At 69.0% G+C, this 25205-nt stretch carries 23 protein-coding genes; 12 read left to right on the top strand and 11 right to left on the bottom strand.

All coding sequences use genetic code 11. The features are described 5' to 3' along the window. Genes ABD978_RS00100 through ABD978_RS00115 form a run of 4 tightly spaced genes read right to left on the bottom strand, consistent with a single transcriptional unit; the run spans nt 1 to nt 4168 of the window. Nucleotides 1-861, bottom strand: a complete 861-nt coding sequence (locus ABD978_RS00100) for an SMP-30/gluconolactonase/LRE family protein (RefSeq protein ID WP_345346132.1) — start codon at nt 859-861, stop codon at nt 1-3. After that, nucleotides 858-2363 (bottom strand): bifunctional 3-(3-hydroxy-phenyl)propionate/3-hydroxycinnamic acid hydroxylase, encoded by a 1506-nt coding sequence (locus tag ABD978_RS00105; RefSeq protein ID WP_345346135.1) that lies wholly within the window; start codon nt 2361-2363, stop codon nt 858-860. Before ABD978_RS00105 ends, ABD978_RS00100 begins: the two co-directional genes overlap by 4 nt. A gap of 26 nt (nt 2364-2389) precedes the next feature. Next, on the bottom strand, nt 2390-3313 hold the full coding sequence (locus tag ABD978_RS00110) for a VOC family protein (RefSeq protein WP_345346138.1): 924 nt from the start codon (nt 3311-3313) through the stop codon (nt 2390-2392). A 12-nt stretch (nt 3314-3325) separates the two neighbouring features. Further along, nucleotides 3326-4168, bottom strand: coding sequence for a fumarylacetoacetate hydrolase family protein (locus ABD978_RS00115; protein WP_345346141.1), 843 nt, complete (start codon nt 4166-4168; stop codon nt 3326-3328). Between the two features lie 130 nt (nt 4169-4298). Between ABD978_RS00115 and ABD978_RS00120 the strand changes: the two genes are divergently transcribed. The 4 genes from ABD978_RS00120 to ABD978_RS00135 all read left to right on the top strand — a co-directional run bounded on the left by ABD978_RS00120 (nt 4299) and on the right by ABD978_RS00135 (nt 8868). Then, nucleotides 4299-5012, top strand: coding sequence for a GntR family transcriptional regulator (locus ABD978_RS00120; protein ID WP_345346144.1), 714 nt, complete (start codon nt 4299-4301; stop codon nt 5010-5012). Further along, nucleotides 5009-7000: an acetoacetate--CoA ligase gene (locus ABD978_RS00125; RefSeq protein ID WP_345346147.1), complete on the top strand. Its 1992-nt coding sequence runs from the start codon at nt 5009-5011 to the stop codon at nt 6998-7000. The genes ABD978_RS00120 and ABD978_RS00125 overlap by 4 nt, the downstream gene beginning before the upstream one ends. Nucleotides 7001-7167: 167 nt before the next feature. Beyond that, nucleotides 7168-7614, top strand: a complete 447-nt coding sequence (locus tag ABD978_RS00130; protein WP_345346150.1) for a hypothetical protein — start codon at nt 7168-7170, stop codon at nt 7612-7614. 396 nt (nt 7615-8010) lie between these two features. After that, a complete protein-coding gene (locus tag ABD978_RS00135; RefSeq protein WP_345346153.1) occupies nt 8011-8868 on the top strand; it encodes a DUF5753 domain-containing protein in 858 nt (285 codons plus the stop codon). A 565-nt stretch (nt 8869-9433) separates the two neighbouring features. On the opposite strand, the gene ABD978_RS00140 is transcribed toward ABD978_RS00135, so the two are convergent. Then, on the bottom strand, nt 9434-10237 hold the full coding sequence (locus ABD978_RS00140) for a tetratricopeptide repeat protein (RefSeq protein ID WP_345347411.1): 804 nt from the start codon (nt 10235-10237) through the stop codon (nt 9434-9436). A gap of 22 nt (nt 10238-10259) precedes the next feature. Between ABD978_RS00140 and ABD978_RS00145 the strand changes: the two genes are divergently transcribed. The 3 genes from ABD978_RS00145 to ABD978_RS00155 all read left to right on the top strand — a co-directional run bounded on the left by ABD978_RS00145 (nt 10260) and on the right by ABD978_RS00155 (nt 12123). Beyond that, complete coding sequence (locus tag ABD978_RS00145) at nt 10260-10442, top strand: hypothetical protein (RefSeq protein WP_345347414.1); 183 nt, start codon at nt 10260-10262, stop codon at nt 10440-10442. A gap of 149 nt (nt 10443-10591) precedes the next feature. Continuing rightward, nucleotides 10592-11344, top strand: coding sequence for a thioredoxin domain-containing protein (locus tag ABD978_RS00150; protein WP_345346156.1), 753 nt, complete (start codon nt 10592-10594; stop codon nt 11342-11344). Nucleotides 11345-11673: 329 nt separating this feature from the next. Next, nucleotides 11674-12123: a hypothetical protein gene (locus ABD978_RS00155; protein ID WP_345346159.1), complete on the top strand. Its 450-nt coding sequence runs from the start codon at nt 11674-11676 to the stop codon at nt 12121-12123. Between the two features lie 16 nt (nt 12124-12139). Here the strand turns inward: ABD978_RS00155 and ABD978_RS00160 are convergent, their stop codons facing one another. The 3 genes from ABD978_RS00160 to ABD978_RS00170 form a co-directional block, all read right to left on the bottom strand. Continuing rightward, on the bottom strand, nt 12140-12331 hold the full coding sequence (locus ABD978_RS00160) for a hypothetical protein (RefSeq protein WP_345346162.1): 192 nt from the start codon (nt 12329-12331) through the stop codon (nt 12140-12142). A gap of 160 nt (nt 12332-12491) precedes the next feature. Further along, nucleotides 12492-12707, bottom strand: a complete 216-nt coding sequence (locus ABD978_RS00165) for an SGNH/GDSL hydrolase family protein (RefSeq protein WP_345346165.1) — start codon at nt 12705-12707, stop codon at nt 12492-12494. 78 nt (nt 12708-12785) lie between these two features. After that, on the bottom strand, nt 12786-14078 hold the full coding sequence (locus tag ABD978_RS00170; protein ID WP_345346168.1) for a pentapeptide repeat-containing protein: 1293 nt from the start codon (nt 14076-14078) through the stop codon (nt 12786-12788). 221 nt (nt 14079-14299) lie between these two features. Between ABD978_RS00170 and ABD978_RS00175 the strand changes: the two genes are divergently transcribed. After that, a complete protein-coding gene (locus ABD978_RS00175; protein ID WP_345346171.1) occupies nt 14300-14494 on the top strand; it encodes a hypothetical protein in 195 nt (64 codons plus the stop codon). A gap of 128 nt (nt 14495-14622) precedes the next feature. On the opposite strand, the gene ABD978_RS00180 is transcribed toward ABD978_RS00175, so the two are convergent. Beyond that, a complete protein-coding gene (locus tag ABD978_RS00180) occupies nt 14623-15810 on the bottom strand; it encodes an ROK family transcriptional regulator (RefSeq protein ID WP_345346174.1) in 1188 nt (395 codons plus the stop codon). Nucleotides 15811-15991: 181 nt separating this feature from the next. On the opposite strand from ABD978_RS00180, the gene ABD978_RS00185 reads away from it, so the two are divergent. Continuing rightward, nucleotides 15992-19480, top strand: a complete 3489-nt coding sequence (locus tag ABD978_RS00185) for an alpha-N-acetylglucosaminidase TIM-barrel domain-containing protein (RefSeq protein WP_345346177.1) — start codon at nt 15992-15994, stop codon at nt 19478-19480. 1228 nt (nt 19481-20708) lie between these two features. Here the strand turns inward: ABD978_RS00185 and ABD978_RS43680 are convergent. After that, nucleotides 20709-21272, bottom strand: a complete 564-nt coding sequence (locus tag ABD978_RS43680; protein WP_425550650.1) for a YcaO-like family protein — start codon at nt 21270-21272, stop codon at nt 20709-20711. A gap of 20 nt (nt 21273-21292) precedes the next feature. On the opposite strand from ABD978_RS43680, the gene ABD978_RS00190 reads away from it, so the two are divergent. After that, on the top strand, nt 21293-21943 hold the full coding sequence (locus tag ABD978_RS00190) for a TetR/AcrR family transcriptional regulator (protein ID WP_345346180.1): 651 nt from the start codon (nt 21293-21295) through the stop codon (nt 21941-21943). 311 nt (nt 21944-22254) lie between these two features. Here the strand turns inward: ABD978_RS00190 and ABD978_RS00195 are convergent, their stop codons facing one another. Continuing rightward, a complete protein-coding gene (locus ABD978_RS00195; protein ID WP_345346183.1) occupies nt 22255-22386 on the bottom strand; it encodes a hypothetical protein in 132 nt (43 codons plus the stop codon). 240 nt (nt 22387-22626) lie between these two features. Between ABD978_RS00195 and ABD978_RS00200 the strand changes: the two genes are divergently transcribed. After that, on the top strand, nt 22627-24339 hold the full coding sequence (locus tag ABD978_RS00200) for an amidohydrolase (protein WP_345346186.1): 1713 nt from the start codon (nt 22627-22629) through the stop codon (nt 24337-24339). 89 nt (nt 24340-24428) lie between these two features. Next, the gene (locus ABD978_RS00205) at nt 24429-25133 is read left to right on the top strand and encodes a hypothetical protein (RefSeq protein ID WP_345346189.1); all 705 of its coding nucleotides are present in this window, start codon (nt 24429-24431) and stop codon (nt 25131-25133) included. The last annotated feature ends 72 nt before the right edge of the window (nt 25134-25205 follow it).

Genomic DNA, 25205 nt, shown 5'->3' on the forward strand with positions numbered 1-25205 from the left:
TCACGGAGTGTGTCGTAGGGGCGCGGCGTCAAGGGGGGCGGTGGCGACCGCGGTCTCCACGGTCTTGGCCGCGAGCGCCCGCATGAGGTCCTGGCCGTGCGCGTCCGCGACGGTGACGTACAGCAGCCGCCCGTCGGCGCAGCATGCGATGGGATAGCCGTCGCCGGTGTCGATGGAGTCGAGCAGCTCGCCGTCGCGCACCTTGACGACGGAGTGGCCGGAGGTGGTGGCCACCCAGATGCCGTCGAGGACCGGCCATATCCCGTCCGGCCGGGCGGCCGGCCCGACCAGGGCGGCGAGGTCGGCATAGGTACGGCGGCCCGACAGCGCACCGGTGGGGCCGACGTCGAACGCGGTGAGGCGTTGTGCGGCGGTCTCGGCCACGATGAGGGTCGTCTCGTCGTCGATGAGCGCGAGGCCGTTCGGGAACCGCACGCCCTCCGCGGCGACCCTGACGGTGCGATCGGCTCCGACCCGCAGCACACGCCCCGGCCGGGGTGCCTCGCCCTTGTGCGGGGCGTAGCCGACGTCGTCGACGTAGAGGTTGCCGGCGCGGTCGCCGACCAGGTCCCCCAGCGCTCCGGAGGCGAGCGCGGTGAGGTCGGCGTAGGTATCGAAGCCGGCGCCGTTCCAGACGCCGAGCCGCGGTTCGGTCATCATCGCGGCGACGAGCATGCCGTCGGGGAGGAACCACAGGCCGTTGGCGGGTGACTCCAGCTCAGTCGCCGCCCAGGTCCCGCCGGCGTCGGTCCACAGCCGGGAGGCCTGAGTGTCGGACACCCACAGCGCCCCGGCATGCCGCCGTGGGCCTTCTCCCCAGGTCAGTCCCGTCGCGTAGATCTGAAGATCGCGGATGTTCACGCCGGAACCTCTGCAACGGCCAGCCGCTGATGCAAAGCCAGGGTGGCGGCGTCGAGTGCCGCGCTGCCGCGGGTGAGTGCGTAGGTGTAGCGGTCGGGACGGATGATCGCGGCGTCGGCCTCATGGTCCCGCAGCCAGGCGGCCAGTTGCGGGCTGGGCAGCGTGATGACCGCGATGTCAAGGTCCGCCCAGGCGCCGCGGGTCCGATCGGTGACATCGGCGGCGACGTCCGGGGTGGTCAGGACGGCGAAGTTGTACCCGACCAGGTCATCGAAGCGGGTTCCGTCCGCAGTACGGGGCTGGGGAGCGAGGCGGTTGATAGCCTCGCCGGCGGTGTCGGCGAGACCCCGGCCCAGTGGCGGCCGGAGCCGGTCGAGGGTCTGGGGTTCGGTCACGTGGGGACGGTGCTCGGCGTAGCCGAACGCTTCGATCATGTTGGCTTGGCGCGCGGACTCCTCGATGAAGGGGCGCACATGGGCGGCGCGCTCCGCCTCGTAGGTGTCGAGCAGATCCGGCCTGCTCCGTCCGGTCACCACCCGCGCCAGCTTCCAGGCGAGGTTGGCGGCGTCACGCAGGCCCGAGCACATGCCCTGGCCGAGCATGGGCGGCATCTCGTGGGCGGCGTCGCCGGCGATGAAGAGCCTGCCGTTGCGCCAGCGACCGGCCAGGCGGGCGTGCCATTCGTAGACGTCGGTACGTTGGATCCGGTAATCGCCCGGCGCCAGCCAGCGGGCCAGCAGCCGGTAGACGGTCGTGGGACGCTCGTACTCCTCGGCGTCGTCGCCGTCGCCGAGCATGAATTCGAACCGCAGCTTGGGCGGGAGGATGGGGCAGTACGTGACCGGCTTGTCGGCCTCGCAGACGATGAAGCCGTTGGTGGTCGGCAGCTCGGCCGGGTGCGCGAACGGATGAATGTCGACGATCAGCGAGCGCTGGGTGCCGTGCAGGTCCTCCACGTCGTGCGTGACGTACGGGCGCAGGAACGATCCTGCGCCGTCGGCCCCGACGATGTAGGCGGCCTGGAGGGTACGGGTGCCGCCGGTGGTGCGGTCGCTGATTCGGGCGGTGGCGTGGTCCGCGGTCTGGCTCACCGCGGTGACCTGCCACCCCAGCCACAGTTCGGCGTGCTCGCTGGAGGCGAGCAGGCCCCGCAGGCGTGATTCGTAGTCGGGCTGGTGGAACTGGTAGTCGGCGTACCACGCCTGGTCCGTCTCGGCGTTCGGCGATCGCAGGGACAGGAACGGGTCGCCGCCGGAATCGCGCAGTATCCAGCCGTCCATGCGCAGGAACCCCGGTTCGAGGTCGGCCGCACCGACGGTCTGCAGGGTGCGCATGATCTCATCGTCGATGTGGGTGGCGCGGGGATGGGGGCACGCGATGCGGTTCGGATCGACGACGGCGACGCGAACGCTCTTCATCGCGAGCAGGCGGGCCAGCGTCAGCCCGGTGGGGCCGGCGCCGACGACGATCACGTCGTACTGGTCAGAGGTCGTGGCGGTCATGACGGCTCTTTCCCGGAGGCGGCGGTTCAGGCGGGGTTGTGGGCGCCGGTCATCAGCGCGGCGAGATCCTCGGGCTCGATGAATGACGGTGGCGGCGGCGGCCCCCAGCTGTAGAGGCTCTTGGCGCCTTCCCACACCTCCGGGGTCCACAGCGCGTCGTCGACGATGCAGTCCAGGTCGGAGTAGTACTCGGAGAAGTTCCCGGCCGGGTCCTTGAGGTACCAGAAGAAGTTCGAGCCGATGTGGTGGCGCCCCAGTCCCCAGACGTGCCGTTCCGGGTGCTCGTCGAGCATCCGCGCGGCTCCCCTGCCGATCTCGTCGACGTCGTCCACCTGCCACGACGTGTGGTGCAGGAAGTTCACCGGCGCCTGTGTGACCAGCACGTTGTGGTGGTCGGTCGAACAACGCAGGAACGCCGCCATGCCGGGGACGACGTCACTGATCTTCAGGCCGATCCCGTCGGTGAAGAACCGCTGAGTGGCCTCCTGGTCGACCGAGCCGATCACGACGTGCCCGAGTTTGCGAGGTGTCACGGGGTGCTCGCGCAGGATGCCGGGGGCGCGGCCGGTGCCGCGGGCGGCCGCGCCAGGGGCGTTGTACGGGGGTGCCGGCAGTGCCGGCTGGTGCAGCGGCCCGGTGACCTCGACGACGACGCGGGCCTCGGAGAGCGGTTCGACCGCGGCCAGTCGATCCCCGTCCACCTCCGCCGTTACGCCGAGCCTCGCCAGTCGGCGGTCGATCCGGGCGATGTCGTCATGGTCGCCCGCGCCAATGTTGATCTCAACCAGTCGCCGCGCCGGGGACGGCACGACGCGCAGCTGGCGCCCGCCGTCGACGGTGGTGAACCAGCCGTCGGAGTCCGGGGCGAGACCGAAGTCGGCGTAGTAGCGGGCGGTCTCGGCCACCTGCGGAACGCCGATCGTGACCGAGTTGAGCCTGTGCAGCGCCATTGTCATGTCCTTTCAGGCGACCGCGACGAACGTCTGCCGGATCTCGCCGACGCCGTCGATGGAGGAGACCAGCTCGTCACCCGGTGCGAGGAACCGTTGTGGGGTGCGACCCGCGCCGACGCCGGAGGGCGTGCCGGTGAAGATCACATCACCGGGCCACAGCTCGGTCACCGCCGAGAGCCTCGCGATCAGCTCGGGTACCGGGAAGATCATGTGCGAGGTTCGGGACTTCTGGACCTGCTCTCCGTTGAGGCTGCAACCGAGCACCAGGTCGTCCGGGTCCGGCAATTCGTCGGTCGTGACCAGGAAGGGGCCGATCGGACCGAAACCGCGGTGGGATTTGGCCAGGCTGAACTGCGGAACCGGCCCTACGGCCTGCAGTCGCCGCTCGGACAGGTCCTGGCCCACTGTCGCTCCGGCGACGTGCCGCCAGGCAGCCGTGGCCGGGATGTGCCTGCCACCGCGGCCGATCACGACCACCAGCTCCACCTCCCAGTCGACGTTGCCGACCGGCAGGGCGACCTGAGTGAACGGCCCGGCCAGGGAACTGGCGAACTTGGTGAACACCGCCGGCTCCGGGGGAACGGCCATGTCGGACTCGGCGGCGTGGTCGCGGTAGTTCAGGCCGATCGCGAAGATCTGCCGCGGCGCCGGTGCCGGGTTGCCGATGTCGCCGCGGGTGAACCTCTCAACCGGGGCGTCCGCCGGTGGCGTCCAGCCACGGAACTGCTCCCACCGGTCGTACAGCTCGCCCGGATCAGAGCCGAACCGGCCCCCGCTGGCAGTCTCGATGTCCACGGCGTGGGCCTCGCCGACGATCACCTTCGCCCGGCCCGCGATGTTCCCGATCCTCATCCGTCACCTTTCGTCCTGCTAGGTCGCACCACTCCAGGTCCGTGTCGCACAGCCTGCGCTCAAATATGCGCATCTGTCAATCGGATGCGCATCTAGCTCTGAGATGCGCTTGTCAGCTAGGGTCTTGGGCATGGCAGACCGAGCGAGTGGCGGAGGCGGAAACAAGCAGCGGCGGGCCGAGGAGGTGTACCAGCGGCTGCGCGCCGACATCTTCAACGCGACGCTGGCACCGGGCCAGCGATTGAAATTCCCGGACCTGTGCGCGACCTACGACATCAGCGTCGGCGTCGCGCGCGAGGTGCTGACCCGGCTGGCCGCCGAACGGCTGGTCGTGTCGAAGGCCCACCAGGGCTACACGGTCGTCGAACTCTCCGGCGACGAGCTGGCCGACCTCACCACCGCCCGCGTCCACATCGAGTCGTTGGTGTTCCGCGAATCGGTGCTGCACGGCGACGCGTCCTGGGAGGCGCAGGTGCTGGCCGCCCACCACCTGCTCTCCCGCACACCGCTGCCGACCGACGTGGGCAGCGACGCGATGCAGGAGTGGAGCCGGGCGCACGAGGCCTTCCACCAGTCCCTGCTGGGCGGCTGTCCCAGCCGACGACTACGAGAGACCGCTCAGACACTGCGCGATGAGGCGGAGCTCTACCGCCGATGGGCCGGCCCACTGGGGACCGAGCCGGACCGTGACCTCGCCGGCGAACACAAGGCGCTGGCCGACGCCGCCCTGGCCCGTGACGCCGACCGTGCCGCCACGCTGCTCCGCGACCACATCGCTCACACCACGGAGATCCTGATCAGCGGTGTTACCGCCGCGTCGCCCGGCAGCGGTGATGGGCAATGACCGAATCCCCGATCAACGAGCGCGCGACACCCGACTGGACGCCCTCTCCCGAGCGGATCGCGGCCGCCCGCATCAGTGACTTCGCCCGCGCTGCCGCCGACCGCACCGGCCTTGACCTCACGGGGGACTACCCGCGGTTGTGGGAGTGGTCGGTCAGCGAGCCGGGCGAATTCTGGGCCCTGGTCTGGGAATACTTCGGCCTCCCGGAACGTCCCCCCGGCGCGGTGCCGCTGGCCGACCCGAGCATGCCGGGGACGACCTGGTTCCCCGGCAGCCGCCTGAACTACACCCAAGAAGTCTTCCGCGGTCGCAGCGACACCGAGACCGCCCTGACCGTCGTCGACGAGCGATTCGTTCCTCGCGAGATCTCCTGGGCCGCCCTGCGCAGCCGGACCGCCTCGGTGGCGGCCGCCCTGCGCGAACTCGGAGTCCGGCCAGGAGACCGGGTCGTGGGCTACCTGCCCAACAGCGCCGAGGCCGTCGTCGCGTTCCTGGCCACCGCCGCCATCGGTGCCGTCTGGGCGATCTGCGGCCTGGACTACGCCGCCACCGCGGCCGAAGCCCGGTTCGGTCAGCTGGAGCCGACCGTGCTCATCGCCGCCGACGAGTACACCAACGCCGGTCGGCGCATCGACCGCCGGGCGGACGTCGCGGCGCTGCGGGCGGCGCTACCCTCCTTGAAAGCGACCATCCTGGTCGGAGGCGAAGCCTCCGACACCCTTTCCTGGGCGGCCGTCTCCGACCAGGAGGGGACGCCACGGCTGCAGCCCCTCGACGTACCCTTCGACCACCCGCTGTGGGTGCTGTTCTCCTCCGGCACCACCGGCCTGCCCAAAGGCATCGTGCACGGCCACGGCGGCATCGTCCTCGAGCAGCTCAAGACCTCCGCGCTGCACCTGGACCTGCACGCCGGCGACCGGGTCCTCTGGCACACCACCCCCAGTTGGATGATGTGGAACTCCATGGTCAGCACGCTGCTGCTCGGGACGAGCATCGTCTGCTACGAAGGCAGCCCCACCCATCCCAGCACCGACACCCTGTGGCGGCTGGCGTCGCTCACCGGAGCGACCCTGCTGGGCACCAGTCCTGGCTACCTCGCCGCCTGCCGCAAGCACCACACCGATCCCGCCGCGCACGACCTGAGCGCGCTCACCCGGCTCGCCGTAACCGGCTCCGCCTTCCCCGCCGCACTCCACCGCTGGGTCGCCGCCCGACTGGACCCCGCAGTGCAGATCGGCTCGATCAGCGGCGGCACCGACGCGTGCACCGCCTTCGCCGGCCCCGTCCCCACCCACCCGGTATGGGCGGGGGAACTGTCGGCACCGTGCCTGGGGGTGGCACTCGACTGCTACGACGACCGCGGCCGACCGCTCCGCGGTCAGGTCGGCGAACTCGTCCTGCGCAAACCCCTCCCCTCGATGCCCCTCCGGTTCTGGAACGACCCAGAAGGCAGCCGATACCGCGCCGCCTACTTCGACCGCTTCCCCGGGGTGTGGCGCCATGGCGACTGGATCACCACCACCGACCACGGCTCGATCATCATCCACGGCCGTTCCGACGCCACCCTCAACCGGCACGGCATCCGCATGGGCAGCGCCGACATCACAGCCCCGGTCGAACGCCTTCCCTACGTCGGCGAAGCACTCGTCATCGGCCTCGAAGAACCCGACGGGGGCTACTGGATGCCCCTGTTCGTCACCCTCACCGACGGCCGACGACTCGACCAGCGATTGCGCGAGCAGATCCGCGACACCATCCGGCGACACGCTTCACCGCGCCACGTGCCCGACGACATCATCGTCGCTCCCGCCATCCCCCACACCCGCACCGGCAAGAAACTCGAAGTCCCCATCAAACGCATCCTGCGCGGCGAACGACTCGAAACACTCATCGATCCCACCAGCGTCGACAACGCCGACGTCCTCGCCTGGTACGCCATGATCGGAGCCCAGCGCCACGTCTCGGCCAACGACCGGCACATCCACTAGCCGAGCTGCCCCGGCTCGCGTGAAGTCCGGTCTGCCTGGCGCCGGTCGACGCCGGGGCTTCCTGTGAATATGAAGCGGTTATGCTTTCAGTCGTCTCGCATCACTCCTCGCTGATTCTGGTGCTCCCACGGAACAGCGCCGGAACAAGAGCAAGCACGGAGGCGGCCGTGACAATGCCGAAGAAGGGCTCACGGCTCATCACCGTCGACGGCACCACCTACCGTTGGCGAGTCGGACACAAGCCGACCTACAGCCAGGGCAACAGCCAGGCCCCGCTCACCTTCGCCGTTGAGCACGCCGAGGAGCCGGCAAGCGTTCTTTTGGTGACACTCCCCTGCGCCCGGCCGGACAACTGGCAGGGAGAGCGAACGATCGCAATCCGCCCCGTTCTCGTCAGTGGCTGCATCCGCCGGGCCATCGAACAAGGATGGGACTCGCGGCAGGCGGGCTCGGGATTCACCCTCACCGTCACTGAGCACGACCTCGCCGCACTCCTGGGCGAATCACCTCAGTACCTGATCCCCTTCCTCTGGGGCATGATCCCCGAAGGCGGCGGCATCCAGGACCTACCGCGGGCCGTTCAAATCCGGAGCCGAGACCAGACCGCACCCTGAATCCGCGCCCGGGATGCTTCGGCGCTGCCGTGCATCAGCGGCCTGCGAGACCCCGCGCGGGATCCGAGGCGCCTGATCGCCGGCGCGTGCGGCCTGCTTGTCGGGACCATCGTCTCCCTCGCCGTCGAAGCCGGCCTGCGGCGCAGCAAGCTCGTAGCGGGGTGTGTCCAGTTGGTGAACTAACTGGACACACCCACCATCTGTCGTAGGTGGTTGGCCGAACCCGCGGCCATGAAGCGACTGGCCGGCTCGGGTCGCAGAGGTGGTCCACCATTGGGCCGACCCAGGCGCGGGCTTGACTCCCGGATCGGCTGCCGGGAATCCGTCCGGTCCAGTAAGCGGGAAGACCTGCGAATCTCGTGGCGGAGGGGCGTGGGGAACCGTGAGGATGGGGCCGTGGCTTATGACTACGACCGCCCCCTTCCCAAGATCAACGCTAGGCTGATCGGCTTAGGCCTGCGGCGGGTGCGTGAGATCTTGGAGCTCAACTATGAGGAGGCGGTCGCCGGGTTCGGCCGCGACGCTCAGTGGCTGGCCGCTGTTGAGACCGGCTTCGGTGACATCGGCCCGGGCGAGGTTTCCGCACTGCTGGCGCACTACGGCGAAGTGCCTGATCGGATCAGGTCGGCGCTGACCGGGCTGGCCGCTCGTCCGGACGGTCCGCTGTGGCTGCGACCTCACCTCGGCCAGCTGTCGGGCATGCTGCGGGACATCCTCACCGTCGAGGCTGAGGCCGACATCGTGCGTGCTTTCGGTGTTCAGGCGGTACCCGACCTGGCCCGGACCGAAGGCTACGCACGGCTGCTGTATGAGCACCGGCTGCTACCTGAAGACCACCCGGAATGGGACTGGCCGCTGCTGGCAGCGCGGCAGAGGCATCGGCCGGGCGGCGACCCGCGCACCCTGGACCTGATCGTCGACCAGCGGGCCGTCGCCGAGGTCCTCAACGGACATCAGGACGTGTGGCGCGGACAGATCGAGCACCTACTTGCGCTCTCCCGGGCCGGCCACGAGGTTCGGGTCGTCCCGCGCAGCGCCGGCTACTACGTCGGCCTTGATGGGTCTTTTGAGATCTACGAAGTCTCGGCGCTCAACGACCGGCTCGGTGTCGTGCACTGGCCGGACGGCCTGGGCATGAGTCAGGCCGACCTCGCCCCGCAGTGGCGCCAGATCGAAAGAGTAGCGCTCACCTCGGCCGACAGCGCGCTCCTCCTGGATGACGCCATCCGTGGCCGCGACCTCGACCACTACTGATTCCAGGTGGGTCCTGCGCAGGATTGCTGAGAATCCGAAGACCCCAGTCAGATCACGGCGGCCATCGTGGGAGGTGGTGCGCCGCTCGGAGAAATCCCACCAGGAGCGGTACAGCAGATGATCGCCTGTGACCGGGGCGAGCGGGTGCTCCCACTCCTGCTCGAGTACAAGAACGGCCCCGAGGTTACCCGGTGGCTGGTGGGACTGGTGTGAACGGTCGGGCGAGGCACCAGAGGCGGGGACCACATCCCACTCGGCGGCGACTCTGCGGTAGGCCGCCCGGCACAAAGCCGTACGCGCAGGGTCCTTCAGCGCCAGCGGTCGCCGTGGGGATAGATCCGGAGGGGACGCCGGAGGAACGCGGTGTCGGTGAACTCTTCTCGTGCGCGTACGAGGGCGAAGGCTGTTTCATGCCCGTCCGGACGGACGGCTGGGCCGAGCGGCGCTTGCAAGGGGAAGTCCTGACCGTTGAGATCGTTGTCTACCCGGCGGTACTCGAGAGGCTGGAGATTGACGTAGCCGGGTTCCCTGAACGCTCGTACGGAGCCGCTGACCGGCGCCCTGCTCATCCATCGGAAGAGGCAGGTGGCTCCTTCATCCAGTCCGGAACGTTCGCACCGGCGATTTCACGGAACTCTTCCGCCACTCTGGCCGCGTCCTCGGTATGGCACCGGCGCAGCAGATCAACGATCACCGCCATGATGCCCTGAGCATATTCGGGCAGTTCCTGCCCGAACCCCATCGCCTCGACCAGTGGAGCGACCGCTTCACCGAACCGAGCGTCTTGCATCAACACGTGCCCAAGGACCGCGAGACTCTCGGCGTGATCCGGCAGGTAGGCGTCGCGGTTGAGCTCGGTCAGCTCACGCCGCAGGTCAAGGGCCTGCTGCGACACCTGGATCGCTTCGGTCGGCCGCCCGACCTCCGCCAGCCGATTGGCGTGGTTGCTCAACGAGGTCGCCAGGTTCGGGAGGTAGGCGTCGCGGCTGGTGGCTGCGAGGCGCTGCCAGATGGCGGTGGCTTGGAGGCTGGCGGCCAGAGCCGCAGGCCGTTGTCCGGCGTTGGACAGGCGAATTGCCAGCGTGTCGTAGATACGGGCGTGCTGTACGGGGTCGGCGGTAGCGGCGAGCCGGAGCAGGTCGAGCTCCTCCGGGCATGAGCGTGCTGAGATCGGATCGGGCGGCTGCAACGCCGCGCTGCTGGCCAAGGTGGTCGGCCCCGAGGGCACGTTGTCACGATCGACATCGATCCGGAGGTGACCGACCGCGCCAGCATCCTGCTGGCCGCCACCGGATACGACCGCCGGGTCACGGTGACGCTGGCCGACGCCGAGCAGGGCGCCCCCGAGTTCCCCCCTCGACTCGGTCATCGTCACGGTCGGTGCCTGGGACATCCCTCCGGCCTGGCGGGAACAACTGGTCGACGATGGCCGGCTCGTCGAACCGCTCCGAATGAACGGCCCCGGCAGGTGGTTCTCCTTCCGGGGCCGTAGGCGACGACTCCTTGTAGGGATCGGTTGGAACTCGATGGACCGCCACCGGTCTCACCGGCGCGTTGTGAGTCGCTACTGGTAGAACTGCAGCGTGCATCACCCCTGACGCGTCGTATGGCAGGAGCAGCCCCGATGAGAACCCAGGACCACCACCTTGAGTAGCTGTACGGTCTCCCCGCCTTCACATTTCCCGCGCCCGGCGAGACGACAAGGCTGGCTGAGCCCGACGCCGTGGCCTGGCGGATCGGCTACCAGAGGTGGGAATCCGAGGAGCTGTGGGAGGACGCCTTCGGCCGTTTCTGCGCCGAGGTCGACATCACGCGGGTCCGCGCTCTGATCGTCGGTATCTGGGGCGACCCGGAGGACACCGATCCCTCCGACGTCATCGAAGCGCTGTTGGCCGTACGTGACCGGCTGCCCGCCCTGCGGTCGGTGTTCCTTGGGGACATCACGGACAAGGAGTGCAAGCTCTCCCGGATCAGTCAGACCGACGTCACACCGCTGCTGGCAGGCTTCCCCGCACTGGAGGAATTCGGCGTGCGCGCGGCAGAAGGCACCAGTCTGGGAGAAACCTTGAGGCTCAGGTTCTCCGCCCTGCGCCACGACGCGCTGCGCAGGCTGACCGTGCAAAGCAGTGGTCTGCCGGTTGACGTCGTACGCGGCGTGGGACGCGATGAACCAGGTGGCGCACGAACGCGGTGGCCACCTGCCACCCGAAACGATCTTGGAGGAGTACGTCACCGGGTTCTTACCGAACAACCGATCCTCATCCAGCGGCCGATCACCGCGGATGACGGAACCGCCGTGATCGGCCGGTCCGAGAAGGCGGTCCGGTCAATGCCCCATGACCGGGATAACAAGAGCAGAGGCCCGTCTCCGGAACGGCCGAGCGGTGAGGCGGCTCGCGGCGTTGCGGCGCCGATGGCGGCCCACCGCGGCCTGGCCACATCCAAGCGGCGGCCCTGGCTCAACCCTCGTACGTAGCGCCAGCGGCCCCGTTGGCAATTTGTCCACCGTTCGGTGGACACGGGAATAACCGGATCACCGATCGTGTGAGGTGCCCGCCGCCGCGACACTGGCGCAATGGATGAAACGACGGTGCCCGTACGCGGTCTGCGCAAGCGGTGCGGCGACGTCTCGGTGAACGGTGTCGACCTACGACGGCCCATCCGGCGGTGGCGGCTCCGCGCATCGGCATCTGACCGCTGCCAGGCCGACGCTTGAACGGCGCTCACGCGGGCCTACAACACTGACCCAGCGGGCGTCAGGACTAGATCGCCTGTGCCCCGAACTCCAACTAAAGGGAAGTACTGATGCATGCAAAAGATGCTGAACTGGCCGCCGCGTTGACCGAGCAGCTGGGCGACGAGAAGATCGTCGCGGCTGCGTACGCGAGGGTTGACACCGCGCTCGGCCCGGCGCGGATGCTTTCGCCGCTCGGTAACTACCTGATCACCAGGCCGGCCGCTCGCGCGGCGGCGAAGAAGATGACCGAAGAGACCGACATTCCGCTCGACGCCGCCGTCGTCTTCGGTGTCAGCGACAGCGCCCTGCACGTGTGGACCGCCGACCCGATGCTCAACCGGGTCGGTGACCACCTTGGCCAGATCCCCCTGGAGCGCATCGCGTCCATCAAGGTCGAGGGCGGCAGGAGCTGGCAGCGGGTCACGATCAGCATGGCCGACGGAAAGAGCGTCGAGCTCGAGGGCCGGGGCTCCATCCACGCGGTCGCGGCCGAGTTCGACAAGCGCAAGGCCGGATAGCCCGGCTTGTGCGGCTTCACTTTTCGATCCGCGGGATCGCGTTGATCCAGATGTGGCAGGGCTCGGCGGTCAGCGAGATGTACCGGCGCATGAAGACCGGCGATACGAATCCAGCCGGCTGTGGACCGACCTGTATCTCAACATCGCCGCTCGCTACTGCCGGCGCGGAGACGCCGCCTACCGCCTGGCCATCCGCGATCGCGCGCACGGCCGGGACTCCGCCGCCGCGCACTGGTCCGCCATGGCCGCCCGCAAAGGTCACCGCGTTGCGCCAAGCCGGTTCGAAGCGATCCTCCCGGCGATATGGAGCAAGGCGCTCGAAAGACTGGCTAAGCGATCGTCCGCCGACGTCGCCCTCGAAAAGCCGGTCAGCCGAGGTGGTCGGCGATGATCCGGGCGTAGTTCGCCTCGCCTCGCTGGTTCGGGTGCAGCGGCGCGGCCGGGTTGACCGGCACGTACCCCTCCACCCATTTCACCGTGGCCGACTGGCAGGCGTCGTGGCCGGCGCTCGGGGTCTCCACATCCACGTAATCGGCGTTGTGCGCCCTGGCCTGCGCCGCGATGACGCCGTTCAGCCGGTGCACGTCGAGGCCCCTGCCGCTCGCGCCCGACGGCCGCCACGGTGGGGAGCCGTGACCGCCGGCAGCGCTGGGCGCGTGTCTCTACCGGCCGGATGTCTCACCCGGTTGTGGTGCCGTCGCGGTGGCCGGCAGCCGCAATCCTTCCGGCGGCGACGCCAGGACCGCCTCATCGAATGACGGCGACACCTTCGTGAAGCGGAGGTCATGAAGATCGACCGTGCCCCCGGTGAACCGCGCGCCGCTGAAGGTGACCTCACCTTCGATGAAGCCCGCGCCGGTGAAGGTGACCGTGCCGCTGGTGAACTCCGCGTGGGTGAAGGAGATCTTGCCGACGATGAAGCCCGCGCCGCTGAAGATGACCTCACCGCCGGTGAAGTCCGCGCCGGAGAAGTCGACCGTGCTGCCGGTGAACTGCGCACCGCTGAAGTCGGCCGTACCGTCGATGAACACCGCGCCGGAGAAGTCGACCACGCCACTGGTGAACTGCGCGCCGCCGAAGGAGACCTCACCGCCGGTGAACTGCGCGCCGCTGAAGGAGACCGTGCCGCTGGTGACTCTGGTGAACTCCGCGCCGGAGAAGTCGACCACGCCACCGGTGAACTCCGCGCGGGCGAAGGAGACCTCGCTCCGGAACTCCGCGCCGGCGAAGGAGACCGTGCCGCCAGTGAACTCCGCGCCGGTGAAGGAGATCTCGCCGTCGATGAATTTTGCGTGGCTGAAGTCGCCGCCATCGAAGCGGGCGCCGGTGAAGTCGAAGTCGTGCCCCCGCCAGGACACACGGGCACCGGAACGCAGATGGGTGGTGATGACCTTGATGATCGCGTGGCGGACCTCCTGATTGCGGCCGAACACCAACCCCTCGGCCGCCGGGGCGCCCGAGCCCGGGTCGGGCTCATATGGCATACGCAGGTAGGCGCACAGCACGTCGATGCACGTCTGCCGACCGTGCTCCCAGTCATCGGCCAGGCCCGCCATCGCATAGATCCCCGCCAGCCGTACGGCGGCCTCATCGTGACCGAGCTGCCCGGCCGCGGTGGTGAACCGCTCGTTGAACACCCGTACCCGGTCGCGGGTCTCGGCGACCTCGGCCACGCGCTGCTTGCGGTAGTTCATCACCAGCGCGGCCAGCGCGCCAGCCCCGGCGACCGTGCCCAGCACGAGCTTCAGCACATCCAGCAGATCCCCGACCGACAGATCCTTGTGCCGGGCCAGGTGCGGGAATCCCAGCACCGCCAGCGCCACAACGGTCACCATCGCGAGCCCCACCGCCACGCTGAGGCCGGCGACGGCCAAGGCGCGACCGATCGGCCACAGGCCGGCCGTGGTCTCCCGCTCCCGCCGCAACCTCAGTTCCCAGACTTCGTCCTCGCGCATGAAGCGACCGTACGAAGCCGACGCGTTCCGTTAAGGGCATATACGCCGGACGTCCACATCCGGCCCGCGCCGTACCTGCACGTTCGGAGTACTCCGCGGCACGAAGGCTCATTGAGGGCCTGGCGAGGCCGCCGAAACGCCGGTGACCGCGACGGCGATCCGGTCAGCGCCCATGCGAGCCTGAGTGACGAATACACCTACTGCGGCGGGCGTCACCATTCATGGTCGGCTTCGACTCGCATTCGCCCGCCGCACGGGACGGGTACTGGCGCGTCACCGTGCAGGATCCCGATTACGTACCGATGCCCGGTTCGTCCGACTATGTCGATACGGAGTACCGCACGACGATCACCGGTTTCGCCGCGTCACCCAAGACGGTGCGCAAGGGCCATCAGCTCAAGATCACCGGGATTTGAAGGCGCCGAAGCAGCACAGACCGCAGCTCTGTACAGACTGATGTGCCCCGGGTCTGGTGGAGTCACTTTGGTTGACTTGCATGCCCGCAGTTCGCCCGAGTCGTGCCCCGGGCTCAGTTCAGCGGTCGTCAGGCGGGGAGCTGGTGCCAGACCTCGTCCAGGGCCATGCGCAGGGCGCCGGTCAGGATCGTGTCCTCGGCCAGACCGGAGATTCCCACGTCGGGTGGGGTGAGGGTCAGATCGGCCAGGTGCCGGGTGATGGCCGCGAGCAGGACGGGTCCGGCGCGGGCGACCCCGCCGCCGATCACGACCGCGTCGGGGGCCAGGACCAGGACGGCCGGCGCGATGGCGTGGGCGAAGGTCCTGGCGACGTCGTCCACGACGCGCTCGGCCACCGCGTCCCCGGTGGCGGCCGCGGCGAAGACGGCGGCGGCGTCGATCGGGCCGTCGCGCAGGACCGATTCGGGGTGCGTACGGGCGGCCCGACGGGCCTGTTCGGTGATGGCCTCGGCGCCGATGGCGCGTTCGAGGGGCCCCCTGCCGTCGTCAGTGTCGGGGACGCGACCGGGTGGCCGGATGAAGCCGATCTCGCCCGCCGCCCCGGTGCCCCGGTGGAGGCGCCCGTCGATCACGACGCCGGCGCCGAGCCGCTCTCCCCATTGGACGGCCAGCAGAGTGCCGGGCCCGGCCCGTTCCCTCGCAACGGCCAGGGCGGCGAGGTTGGCGTCGTTCTCCACCCGCACCGGGCAGCGGAACCGGTCGCGGAGATGATCGGAGAGGTTCACCGAGGTCCATCCCGACACGCTGGGCGCCAGGAGGATCCGGCCAGATCCGGAGTCGACGATCCCAGGGGTGGCGACGACCACCGCGGCGATCTCGTCCGCATCGAAGCCGGCCTCCTCGAGGACGCGCGCGATGACCGCGTCGACCACGGTCAGGAGGCGGCTGGCCCTGTTGTGGTCGACCGATCGGCGCACCGCGGCCAGGCGGCGGCCGGCCAGGTCGTCGATCCCCGCGCTGACCGTGTGCGGGCCGACGTCGAGGCCCAGCACGGGTGCGGCGCGGCCCCGGAGGGAGACGCGGACGGCCGGACGGCCGCCCTTCCGGGAGGCGGCGGCCGGGTGGTGGTGCTGGACCCAGCCCGCCTCGACCAGATCCTCCACCGCCTGGCCCACGGTGGGACGGGTGAGGCCGGTCAGCTTGACCAGTTCGGCCAGCCGTACGGGGTCGGGTGCGCAGTCGCGCACCGCACGCAGCACGGAAGCGGTGTTGAGGCGGCGCAGAACGGGAGTGCCGACCGCACGCTCGTCTCCCATTGTTTCCTCCGAAAGATCCACTGGCCCCCTTGACCCCAGAGTCCCGCATGCACATTATGAGTGCGAGGTTTTGTAAAGACCTTAATAAACTTCCTTCGCTGGAGGTGCCGCCATCGTGCTGGGCCGACGACCAGGAAGACGATCGGGCATCAGGCGCCGATCTCGTACACTCATCGCCGCCATGGCGGCGGCGCTGGCCGTGCCGCTGGCCGTGACGCCACCGGCGACAGCGGAACCCACACGCGCGACGGCCGCCGCGCGTGACAACGGACCGGCCGCCCAGGCGCTGGAGCGGATCCTCGGTAAGAGCCGGGCCGACCAGATCACGCTCCGGACGATCGACAAGGGCACGGGCGCCGACCGTTTCCAGGTCTCCGCCGAGGGCGGGCACCTGTTGGTCGCGGGCACCTCCCCGGCCGTGCAGCTCACCGGGTTCGGCTGGTACCTGCGCAAGGTCGCGCACGCCAACGTCTCGATCGGCGGTTCGCAGCTCGACCTTCCCGCGCGGTTGCCGCTGCCGTCCGCGCCGATCGCGCAGGACGCGTCGGTCGCCAACCGGTTCGCGCTCAACGACACCAATGAGGGATACGGCGGCGCGTACCTGAGCTGGCAGGAGTGGGAACACCGCCTCGACGTGCTCGCACTGCTCGGCATCAACCAGGTGCTGGTTTACGAGGGGCAGGAGGCCGTCTACGAGCAGGCTTTCCAGCAGTTCGGCTACAGCGCGGCGGATATGCGGAAGTGGATCCCCGAGCCGGCCCACCAGTCGTGGTGGCTGCTGCAGAACATGTGCTGCACCGGCTCACCGATCTCCCAGCAACTGATCGACCGTCGCGCCGCGCTCGCCCGGCGCATCATCGACCGGCTGCGCGAACTGGGCATGACGCCGGTGCTCCCCGGCTACTACGGCACGGTCCCAACGGACTTCGCCACACGGAACCCGGGGGCGAACACCGTCCCGCAGGGCGCCTGGAACGGCCTGCAGCGTCCCGACTGGCTCGATCCGACCGGACCGCAGTTCGGCAAGGTCGCGGCGGCGTTCTACCAGGCACAGACCAAGCTTTTCGGCGCCTCCACGATGTACAAGATGGACCTGCTGCACGAGGGCGGCACCGCCGGGTCGGTACCGGTGGGCCCGGCGTCGAAGGCCGTCCAGGACGCGCTCGAGGCCGCCCACCCGGGTGCGATCTGGGTGATCCTCGGCTGGCAGGGCAATCCCCTTCCGGCGACGCTCCAGGCGGTCGACCGATCGAAGATGTTCGTCGTGGACGGCCTCAGCGAACAGCCCGGGATCACCGACCGCGACAAGGACTTCCTCGGCACTCAGTACGCCTTCGGCACGATCTGGAACTTCGGCGGCCACCAGAACTTCGGTGCCGGCCTCACCGTGTGGAACGAGAAGTTCAACGCCTGGCGCGCCAAACCGGGCAACGCCATGAACGGCATCGCGCTGATGCCCGAGGCCATCGACAACAACCCGGCCGCGGTGGAGTTCTTCGCCGACATGCCGTGGGAGAACGGCCCGGTCGACATGGACGCCTGGTTCGCCGAGTACGCCACCGCCCGCTACGGTGCCGCCGACCCGCACGCCGTGGCGGCCTGGCAGATCATCGAGCGCACGGCGTACTCCTGGCCCGCGGGCAAGGACACCCGGCACGTGACCGCCCTGTTCGATGACCAGCCGAGCCTCACCGACACCGGACAGGCGGCGCTGCAGTACGACCCCGCCGAGTTCGAGAAGGCACTGCACGAGCTCCTTCAGGTGGATCCGCGGCTGCGCCACTCCGACGCGTACCGCTACGACCTCGTCGATGTCACTCGTCAGGTGCTCGCCAACCGCAGCAGAGCACTCCTGCCGCAGATCCTCGCCGCCTATCGCGACCGCGACAGCGCCGCCTTCGGGCGACTCACCGACCGGTGGATGGCCGAGATGAGGCTGATGGACGAGGTGCTCGGCGCCGATTCGCACTTCCTGCTCGGCACGTGGCAGCAGGAGGCGGCCCGCCAGGCCGCGAACCCGAAGGAGGCCGCGACCCTTGATTACGACCTGAAGTCGCTGGTGACACTGTGGCAGACCGAGAGCCCCGGGATCCAGGACTACGCGCGCCGGGACTTCAACGGCCTGGTCGGCGGCTACTACGCCGAGCGCTGGAAGATGTTCTTCGGCGTGCTGAAGAACTCGCTGAAGACCGGTGACGAGCCGCAGCTGATCGACTGGCGCGCGGTCGCCGAAAGCTGGGCGCGCGCGGGCACCCGCTACGCGGCCGTGCCGCACGGCGACGCCTACCGACTGGCCACGAAGGCGGCCGACGAGACGTCCGGTGTGCTGACCCTCGCCTCCGACCGGAAGGGTGTCACCCCGGGCGGTACCGTCCACGTCACCGCGACCTTCACGAGCGACTCGGCGCTGAGCACCGCGTACAAGGTGGGCTTCGAGTTGACCGCGCCACACGGCTACGCCGTCCGCCCCGCGACCGGCACCACCGGCCCCGGAAACGACGTCGATCCCGGCAAGACCGCGACCGCGACCTGGACGGTGACCGCCCCGGCCGACGCCGCGGCCGGTTCCCTGCCCGACCTGAACGCCACGGCCTCCTGGCGTACCGCCGCGGGCGCGTCCGGACGGGCGACCGCACACTCCCTCCTCATGGTCGGCGGGAGTACGGTCGCGGCGCCGTATAAGACGGCTGCCTCCGCACCGGCCGAGTTCGCGCGAACGGGCGATACGACGGGCATCGCCGCCGGTGGCAAGGACATGTGGGGTGCCACCAACGAACTCGCGACCGTCTACGAGGGTGGTGGGCTCACCTCAGGCCACGCGGTGTCCACGAAGGTGACCAAGCTGGACGGTGCGTCCCCGTCGACCCGCGCCGGCCTGGTCGTCAGCAACGACCTGTCCAGAACCGGGTCCGCCGGGTACGCCGACATCGCCGTCACACCCGAGCACGGCTGCGCCTTCTCCTATGACGCCGACGGCGACGGCAGCCTCGATCACATGACCGAGGTCGGCGGGTTCACCGCCGGCGAGGTCTACGTGCGACTGCGCACGGACGGCGGCCGCGTGACCGGCTCCTGCAGCTCCGACGACAAGAACTGGACCGTGATCGGATCCGGCACGGTCGCCGGCGCGTCGGGCACGCAGGACGTCGGCATGTTCGTCAGCGCGGTCAACGCCCACACCGCGCAGGAGGCGATCGCGCTCTTCGCCGGCGGCATCGCCGACGCGCCCGATAGCTCCCGCGATGGGTCCGGCGACGTCCTGCAAAGCCTCCACAAGCCGGTGACGGCACTGTCGTCGGAGTCCGGCCACCCGGCCGAGGCCGCCAACGACGGCAGCCGCGCCAACTCCCCGTACTGGGGCGGGCCGATGACGTACGGCCAGACCTGGTGGCAGGTCGACCTCGGCGCGGTCGATGACGTGTCCCGCGTCAACGTCCGCAACTATGTCGACGGCACCCGTTACTACACCTACCGGCTGGAGGGCAGCGCCGACGGCACCCACTGGTTCACCGTCGGCGGCCGGAACGGGCCCGGCCCCGCCACCGACGCGGGCGACACGATGAACACCGAGGCCAAGGCCCGGTACGTCCGGGTGACCGGCCTAGGCAACACCGCCAACGCCACCTTCCACCTCACCGAGGTCAGCGTCTACGGCACCCCGACGTCCTAGCCGCCCGGCGGATACCGGCCGTGGCCGCCTCCGGCATACCGCTGCGGCCGGTACCGCCCCGAGTTGAATTCGCACCCGCGAGGCCAGACCCACCCCATCGCCAGGTCGCCGGTGAGGTTGGGCGTCGCGCTGTGGGCCAGGCGGGCGTTGTCGAACGTGCGGTCGCCCGCGCGCAGAGGAACGGTGACGCGTCGGGCCCGCTCCCCTGAGCGACGGCAGAGGGATGACCCGGCAGGCGGGACCTGTGGGGTGAGGGACCAGACCGCAGCATCACCGGTCGACGACGGTGCGCACGCGGCGGCGAGCCGTGCGTCCGTGAGTGAGCGTGGGCCGGGCATCCCCCACAGCGTACTTTCGCCATAAGTCGTGCATGGCTGTACGGCTTATGTGTTAGCGTATGTTGTACGCCTACAGGGAAGGTGCCGGGATGGCCACGCGCGGAGATCCGAACAGACCCCAGCTTGGAAGCCTCATCGGGAGGCGAGAGCCCTCTTCCTCGCCGTCGGGCCCGCCGATCTTCGTCCCCTGCGCAGCGCCTGGGCGACCCTGCTCCAACGGCAGCGCGTCCCGCCGATGAAACCGCACGGCGGCCGGTTCGGGGCGGCCACCGACTTCCTGATCGGAACCGGCTGACGCGTACCGCTGCGAGTACGGGGAGCACGCGTACGACCAGTGGTCCGTCGACGAACTCCTCGACCTGATCGCTCGTGCTCCGCGCCCCGCGTCACACGCTCGGTGAGCGTCATGGACCCCGGTCTCCGACCGCACCGAGGACGCCACACGCTCCTGCGGTGGCCTCTGACCTTTTCGAACATCCCACTTCTCTGTCGGGCGAGCCGCGCCTGAAGGGATATCCGGGAGAGATGCTTCATCGCCTATAAGCGAAGGAGGTGAATGACATGGGTCCCGCTGGCTGGTTTCCGTTTTAATTAGATGAGATGGATTCTTTAGGTCTCTGGGCCATCGGCTCATCGGATCAGGTGGGGTGGCGAAGTGTTTTTTCGCCACCCCACCCGCCATTCTGCCGAGTCGCTCCAGCAGTAGGATGCCGTAGCCCACCCTGCTCAGCAGATGCGAACTTTGGGATGATTTAGCGTCGGCGTGCGGGAGGCACTTCTTTTGCCGATGACTCGATCGCTGAATAAGTGCCATCGTTGGCGATTCCTCCTTTCGGTGATGCCAGATCGCAGTACTGGGTTGGCCGTAACGAGTAGGTGCTCCGCCGACTTCAGCACCGATCCGGACGTGCTCCAGCTCCAGCCATGCGCCCGCATGGGCGATGCGGTCGATGAGCTCCACACAGTAGCTTTCGGTCACGCTCGCCGAATCGATGTATCGGCGGTCCGACGCCGGCACGCCCATCAGTCCGCTGACGGCATCGCGCTCCGGACCCTGCGTGCACGGTGGCCTCGGCCACGGTATTGCCGGACGCCAGGCCGTTCGAAGACGCAGTGAGCCCGTGGATCCGCCAGTCAAGAGGGGAATGTCCCAATCGGACCGCTCCACGAGGGACCATCGCCGGGGAGCGTCGGGGGATGCTCTGCGCCCCGATCCAGTCCAGCCGTGTCCATTCCGTGAGCAGGCTGTCCTCGGTCCGGCCCAGCTCGGGGACCGGGTAAGGCAGGTCCAGAGCCGAAGCGGGCACGTTGATGAGCTCTGGTGAGGGGACGGCGTTCTCCGCATGCCATAGTTCGACGGCTTCCATCGCAGCAGAGATCTTCGCGAGCAGAAGAGTCGCTCCCTTGCCCTGCGAGACCGACAACGTCGCGCCCAACGGGCGCACGGCCATCACCGCCGGAATAATCTGCGTCCATGGCGCAGACCACAGATCCGCAGACCCCGCAACGGCAGGCTGCGCAGCCAGAGGCCCCGAAGCGCGGCGTTCGGCGCTCCGCCGGCCACAAGCGGGCCGACGCCGAACGCAACATCGAGGCGATCATCTCCGCGGCCACCGAATGTTTCGCCCGGGACCGCGACGCGAGCATGGGCGAGATCGCCAAGGCCGCCGGCCTGGGCCGCGTGACTCTGTACGCCCACTTCGCCTCTCGCGAGGACCTGCTGAGGGCCGTCCTCGCCCGGACGATCGCCGACGCGGACGGCATCATCGAGGAGGCTACGCCCGCCGAGGGACCACCCGCCGAAGCGTTCGCCCGCGTCATCCGGTCGTGCTGGCCCTTCCTCAGCCGACTCGGCAGCCTGCACGCGGCCGCGCAACACGCACTGCCCGCGGAGGAGGTGCGCCGCTTCCACGACAAGCCGATGGGGTACATGGAACGGCTCATCGCACGGGGCCGGACAGACGGCGCCTTCCGCACCGACCTGCCCGCCGACTGGCTGGTCACCACGGTCTACACGCTGTTGCACGCCGCCGCCGACGAGGCCGCCGCCGGGCGGCTGGACAAGGACGCCGTCGGGGACATCCTGGAAAGGACACTGCTGGCGGCACTGAAGGCCGAGCGTTGAGGGCGGCAGGAGACCAGCACCGCGAGCCGTCACCGCGTCAGGCGGAGGCGACGCCCACGGCCTGAAGGAACATCACGCCATTCGTGACCGCTTCGAGCATGCCGCCTTCCGGCGTAGGGCCCGCCGTGAAGATGCCGCCGACCGCGGGCGCCCGTTCCCGCATGCCCAGGACGCCATCGCCTCCTGCACGATGCGGTTTGCGGCGAGGTCCGCGGCCGCCGACAGTTCCCGGGCTTTGACGTAGGCGCACCGGTTTCGTACGGCGTCGCCGATGGCCGTGACCGGCCCCGTCTGCGGGACGAGGCTCACGGTCACGAGACCGAGCCACCCCCGAACAGCACTCCGGCACCGGCCAGGCTGAGCGCGGTGCCGGCCGCCACCGTGACCACGCGGCGGAAGGCGCGTAGTTCGGCCGCATAAGCGGCGATCATCGTGGTCAGCATCAGCGGATACTCACCGGCCACGGGCCGGTGGCGCGCCGACGGGGGCGTTCGCCGTTGTCGAGTGCATGCCCCACCTATCTACGACAGCGATGTACAGGTTACGATGCCTCGATATAAGTCGAACACCACTGTTCGGTTTGACGCGAAGTCCCGGGCGACCCGCCCCGGCTCGTCAGCGAGCCACCGCCAAGCGGAGGCCGTACTCCCATCCGAGACCAGCAGCAAAGCCGCGGAGGAACAATGCACACGACCGTACTGGACGGCGGTCGAGTCATCACTTGTGACGAACACGGCACCATCGCCGAGGCCATCGCGATCCGCGACGGCCGCGTGCTGGCCATCGGCGACAGCGGCACGGTCCGCGCACGGGCCGGTGCCCAGGCCCGGGTGGCCGACCTGGGCGGTAGCACGGTCATCCCTGGACTGATCGACACCCACCCGCACCTGATGCACTTCGGCGCACTCGCCGAGCCGCTGGTCGACATCACCGACGCGACCTGCCACGAAGACATCGTGGCTCGGATCGCGGCCCGAGCATCCGTGAGCCCACCCGGCGAGTGGATCATGACCACTCCGGTGGGCGAACCGCACTACTTCATCCGCCGGTCCTATCGCGACCTGGCCGAAGGCCGGCTGCCGGACCGTGATGTCCTGGATCGGGCCGCGCCTCGGAATCCGGTGTTCATCCAGGCCTGGGCACCGGTCGTACCGAACGTCTGCGCCATGAACAGTCTCGCCCTCGACCAGCTGGGCATCAGCCCCTCCACGCCGGACCGCGTCGGCGACGTCTGGATCGAAAAGGATCCGGACGGCCGGCCGACCGGGCGCCTGCACGGCTCGGTCACCAATTACTACTGCGACGACCCGTTCATGAACGACCTGCTCCGCCGGCTTCCGCTGCTACAGGCTGACGCGATCCTCCCCGGTACCCAGCGGGCGATGCGGACGTTCAACGCCCTCGGCGTCACCACGGTGTACGAGGCGCACCTGATGACCTTCTCACTCGTCGAGTTCTACCGATGGCTGCGTGACCAGGAACAGCTCACCCTTCGGGTGCTGTGCTCGCCCGAGGCCGAGCCCACAGGAGTGGTGTGGAGCGACCCGCTGCAGCCCGCCGAGTACCGGCAGCGGTTGGAGCGGGCTCGCGACCTCGCCGACCGCTCGGATCAGATGTTCCGCGTCGACGGTGTCACCGTCTCGCCGTACGGGCCGTGCTGGCCGGGATTCACCCTCATGCGTGAGGCGTACTCCGACCCGTACGGGAGGCCGACCCGAGGCCGACCGGCCCTGAGCCCGGAAAAGGTCCAGGAGGCGATCCGGTACTGCCACGAGAACGGGGTGCGCCTCAACATCGTGACCTCGGGTCTGGCCGAAATCGACAGCCACCTCGACCAACTCGAGGAACTCGGCCAGACGCCCCTGACCGCGGACGGCCGGGCCTGGCTGCTGCAGCACTTCTACTTCGCCGAACCCGACCTGGTGCGACGCGCCGCCGCCCTTGGCCTCGACATCACCACCACCATGTCATTCTCCTGGGGTAAGGGAGAAGTCGTTCGCGAACGGTTCGGCGAGCGCCTGCTTCCCGACTTCATTCCGCTCGCCCGGCTCCTGGACGCCGGTCTGCACGTCGCCGCCGGCAGCGACTGGGGACCCAAGAACGTCTTCGAACACATCGCACTGGCCGTCGAACCCCGCTATGGCGCCAGCGGCAGGACCGCGGCGACCCCCGGCATCAGCCGCCGCCAGGCACTGTCCATGTGGACCGACCAAGCCGCTCACGTCCTGCGCTGGGACGACATCGGCTCCCTGCGCTCCGGCAACCACGCCGACCTCGTCATCCTCGATCGTGACCCGCTCACCTGCCCGCTCGACGACCTTTCGAACACCAAAGTCATCACGACGATGCTCGGCGGTAAGACCGTCGCCGGCCTCGACCCCGCAGCGGGACTTTGACGCGAGGGATCGGGCCGCCATCGATACATCCACCTCGAAGCAGTCGGTTTTCCGCTGCATCCAATCGCCCATGAGGAGATGGCAAGAAAATGAGTGATCGAACCACGTTGAACAGTGACCAGGAAACGGTCGTGCCGCTCGGCATGGATACGGGCGGCATTCGCCGGCGGCTGCGAACGGTCGCGAGGATCGCGGCATTCATCGGAGGGCCGCTGTTCTTGCTGGGCACGATCCTGCACCCGGCGCGCGATGGGTGGGGAATGGCGAAGGTCGGACAACTGTACGGGGTGACGCACGACATTCAGGCGGCCGGTCTGCTGTTGCAGGTGGTCAGTCTCGCCAGCATGCTCGCGCTGGGTATGCGTGTCCAGACCCGCCGGGACTTGAGTGGGTGGTACGCCGCGCTGGTCGGCACGCTCCTGTGGTTCGCGCTCATCGTCTACGACGGTTCCCATAACCCCGTTCGTGCGCATTACGAGCCGAGCCTCGTTCACACGAGCGGTGATGTGGATGCGGGTGCGGCGATCATCGTGTTCCCGGCGTTGCTGATCTTTCCGTTCGGGTATCTGCTGCTCGCGCTCATGCTGAGGCGGCGCGGAATGGGGCGAGTGGCCGTCCTGCTCAGCGTCGGGTCATTCGTCTACACGCTCGGCGGGTTGTTCATTTTCACCTCAGGGCCGCGGTTCCCGCTCATCCAGATCTTCGAGGTCGCCGGTGCGCTGCTGTACGCCCTCGGATACATCCTTCTGGGCCGGGAGAGCGGTGCGATGAAACCGGCTACGACACGGCGGTGAGGGCGCGCGCACCAAGCGGTCGGTCAGGCTTCTTCCATGGCGCCGGGCGGCGTACTAGGGTCGCCGACGCGG

Origin of the sequence: Actinoallomurus liliacearum, from assembly GCF_039542035.1 — a bacterium.
GTDB classification, from domain to species: Bacteria; Actinomycetota; Actinomycetes; order Streptosporangiales; family Streptosporangiaceae; genus Actinoallomurus; species Actinoallomurus liliacearum.

Bases quoted from the DNA above. Each gene is read 5' to 3' on its own strand.
- ABD978_RS00105 (WP_345346135.1), bottom strand. From the start codon at position 2,363: ATGACCGCCACGACCTCTGACCAGTACGACGTGATCGTCGTCGGCGCC.
- ABD978_RS00110 (WP_345346138.1), bottom strand. From the start codon at position 3,313: ATGGCGCTGCACAGGCTCAACTCGGTCACGATCGGCGTTCCGCAGGTG.
- ABD978_RS00115 (WP_345346141.1), bottom strand. From the start codon at position 4,168: ATGAGGATCGGGAACATCGCGGGCCGGGCGAAGGTGATCGTCGGCGAG.
- ABD978_RS00120 (WP_345346144.1), top strand. From the start codon at position 4,299: ATGGCAGACCGAGCGAGTGGCGGAGGCGGAAACAAGCAGCGGCGGGCC.
- ABD978_RS00125 (WP_345346147.1), top strand. From the start codon at position 5,009: ATGACCGAATCCCCGATCAACGAGCGCGCGACACCCGACTGGACGCCC.
- ABD978_RS00140 (WP_345347411.1), bottom strand. From the start codon at position 10,237: ATGACCGAGTCGAGGGGGGAACTCGGGGGCGCCCTGCTCGGCGTCGGC.
- ABD978_RS00155 (WP_345346159.1), top strand. From the start codon at position 11,674: ATGCATGCAAAAGATGCTGAACTGGCCGCCGCGTTGACCGAGCAGCTG.
- ABD978_RS00170 (WP_345346168.1), bottom strand. From the start codon at position 14,078: ATGCGCGAGGACGAAGTCTGGGAACTGAGGTTGCGGCGGGAGCGGGAG.
- ABD978_RS00175 (WP_345346171.1), top strand. From the start codon at position 14,300: ATGGTCGGCTTCGACTCGCATTCGCCCGCCGCACGGGACGGGTACTGG.
- ABD978_RS00180 (WP_345346174.1), bottom strand. From the start codon at position 15,810: ATGGGAGACGAGCGTGCGGTCGGCACTCCCGTTCTGCGCCGCCTCAAC.
- ABD978_RS00185 (WP_345346177.1), top strand. From the start codon at position 15,992: ATGGCGGCGGCGCTGGCCGTGCCGCTGGCCGTGACGCCACCGGCGACA.
- ABD978_RS00190 (WP_345346180.1), top strand. From the start codon at position 21,293: ATGGCGCAGACCACAGATCCGCAGACCCCGCAACGGCAGGCTGCGCAG.
- ABD978_RS00195 (WP_345346183.1), bottom strand. From the start codon at position 22,386: ATGCTGACCACGATGATCGCCGCTTATGCGGCCGAACTACGCGCCTTC.
- ABD978_RS00200 (WP_345346186.1), top strand. From the start codon at position 22,627: ATGCACACGACCGTACTGGACGGCGGTCGAGTCATCACTTGTGACGAA.
- ABD978_RS00205 (WP_345346189.1), top strand. From the start codon at position 24,429: ATGAGTGATCGAACCACGTTGAACAGTGACCAGGAAACGGTCGTGCCG.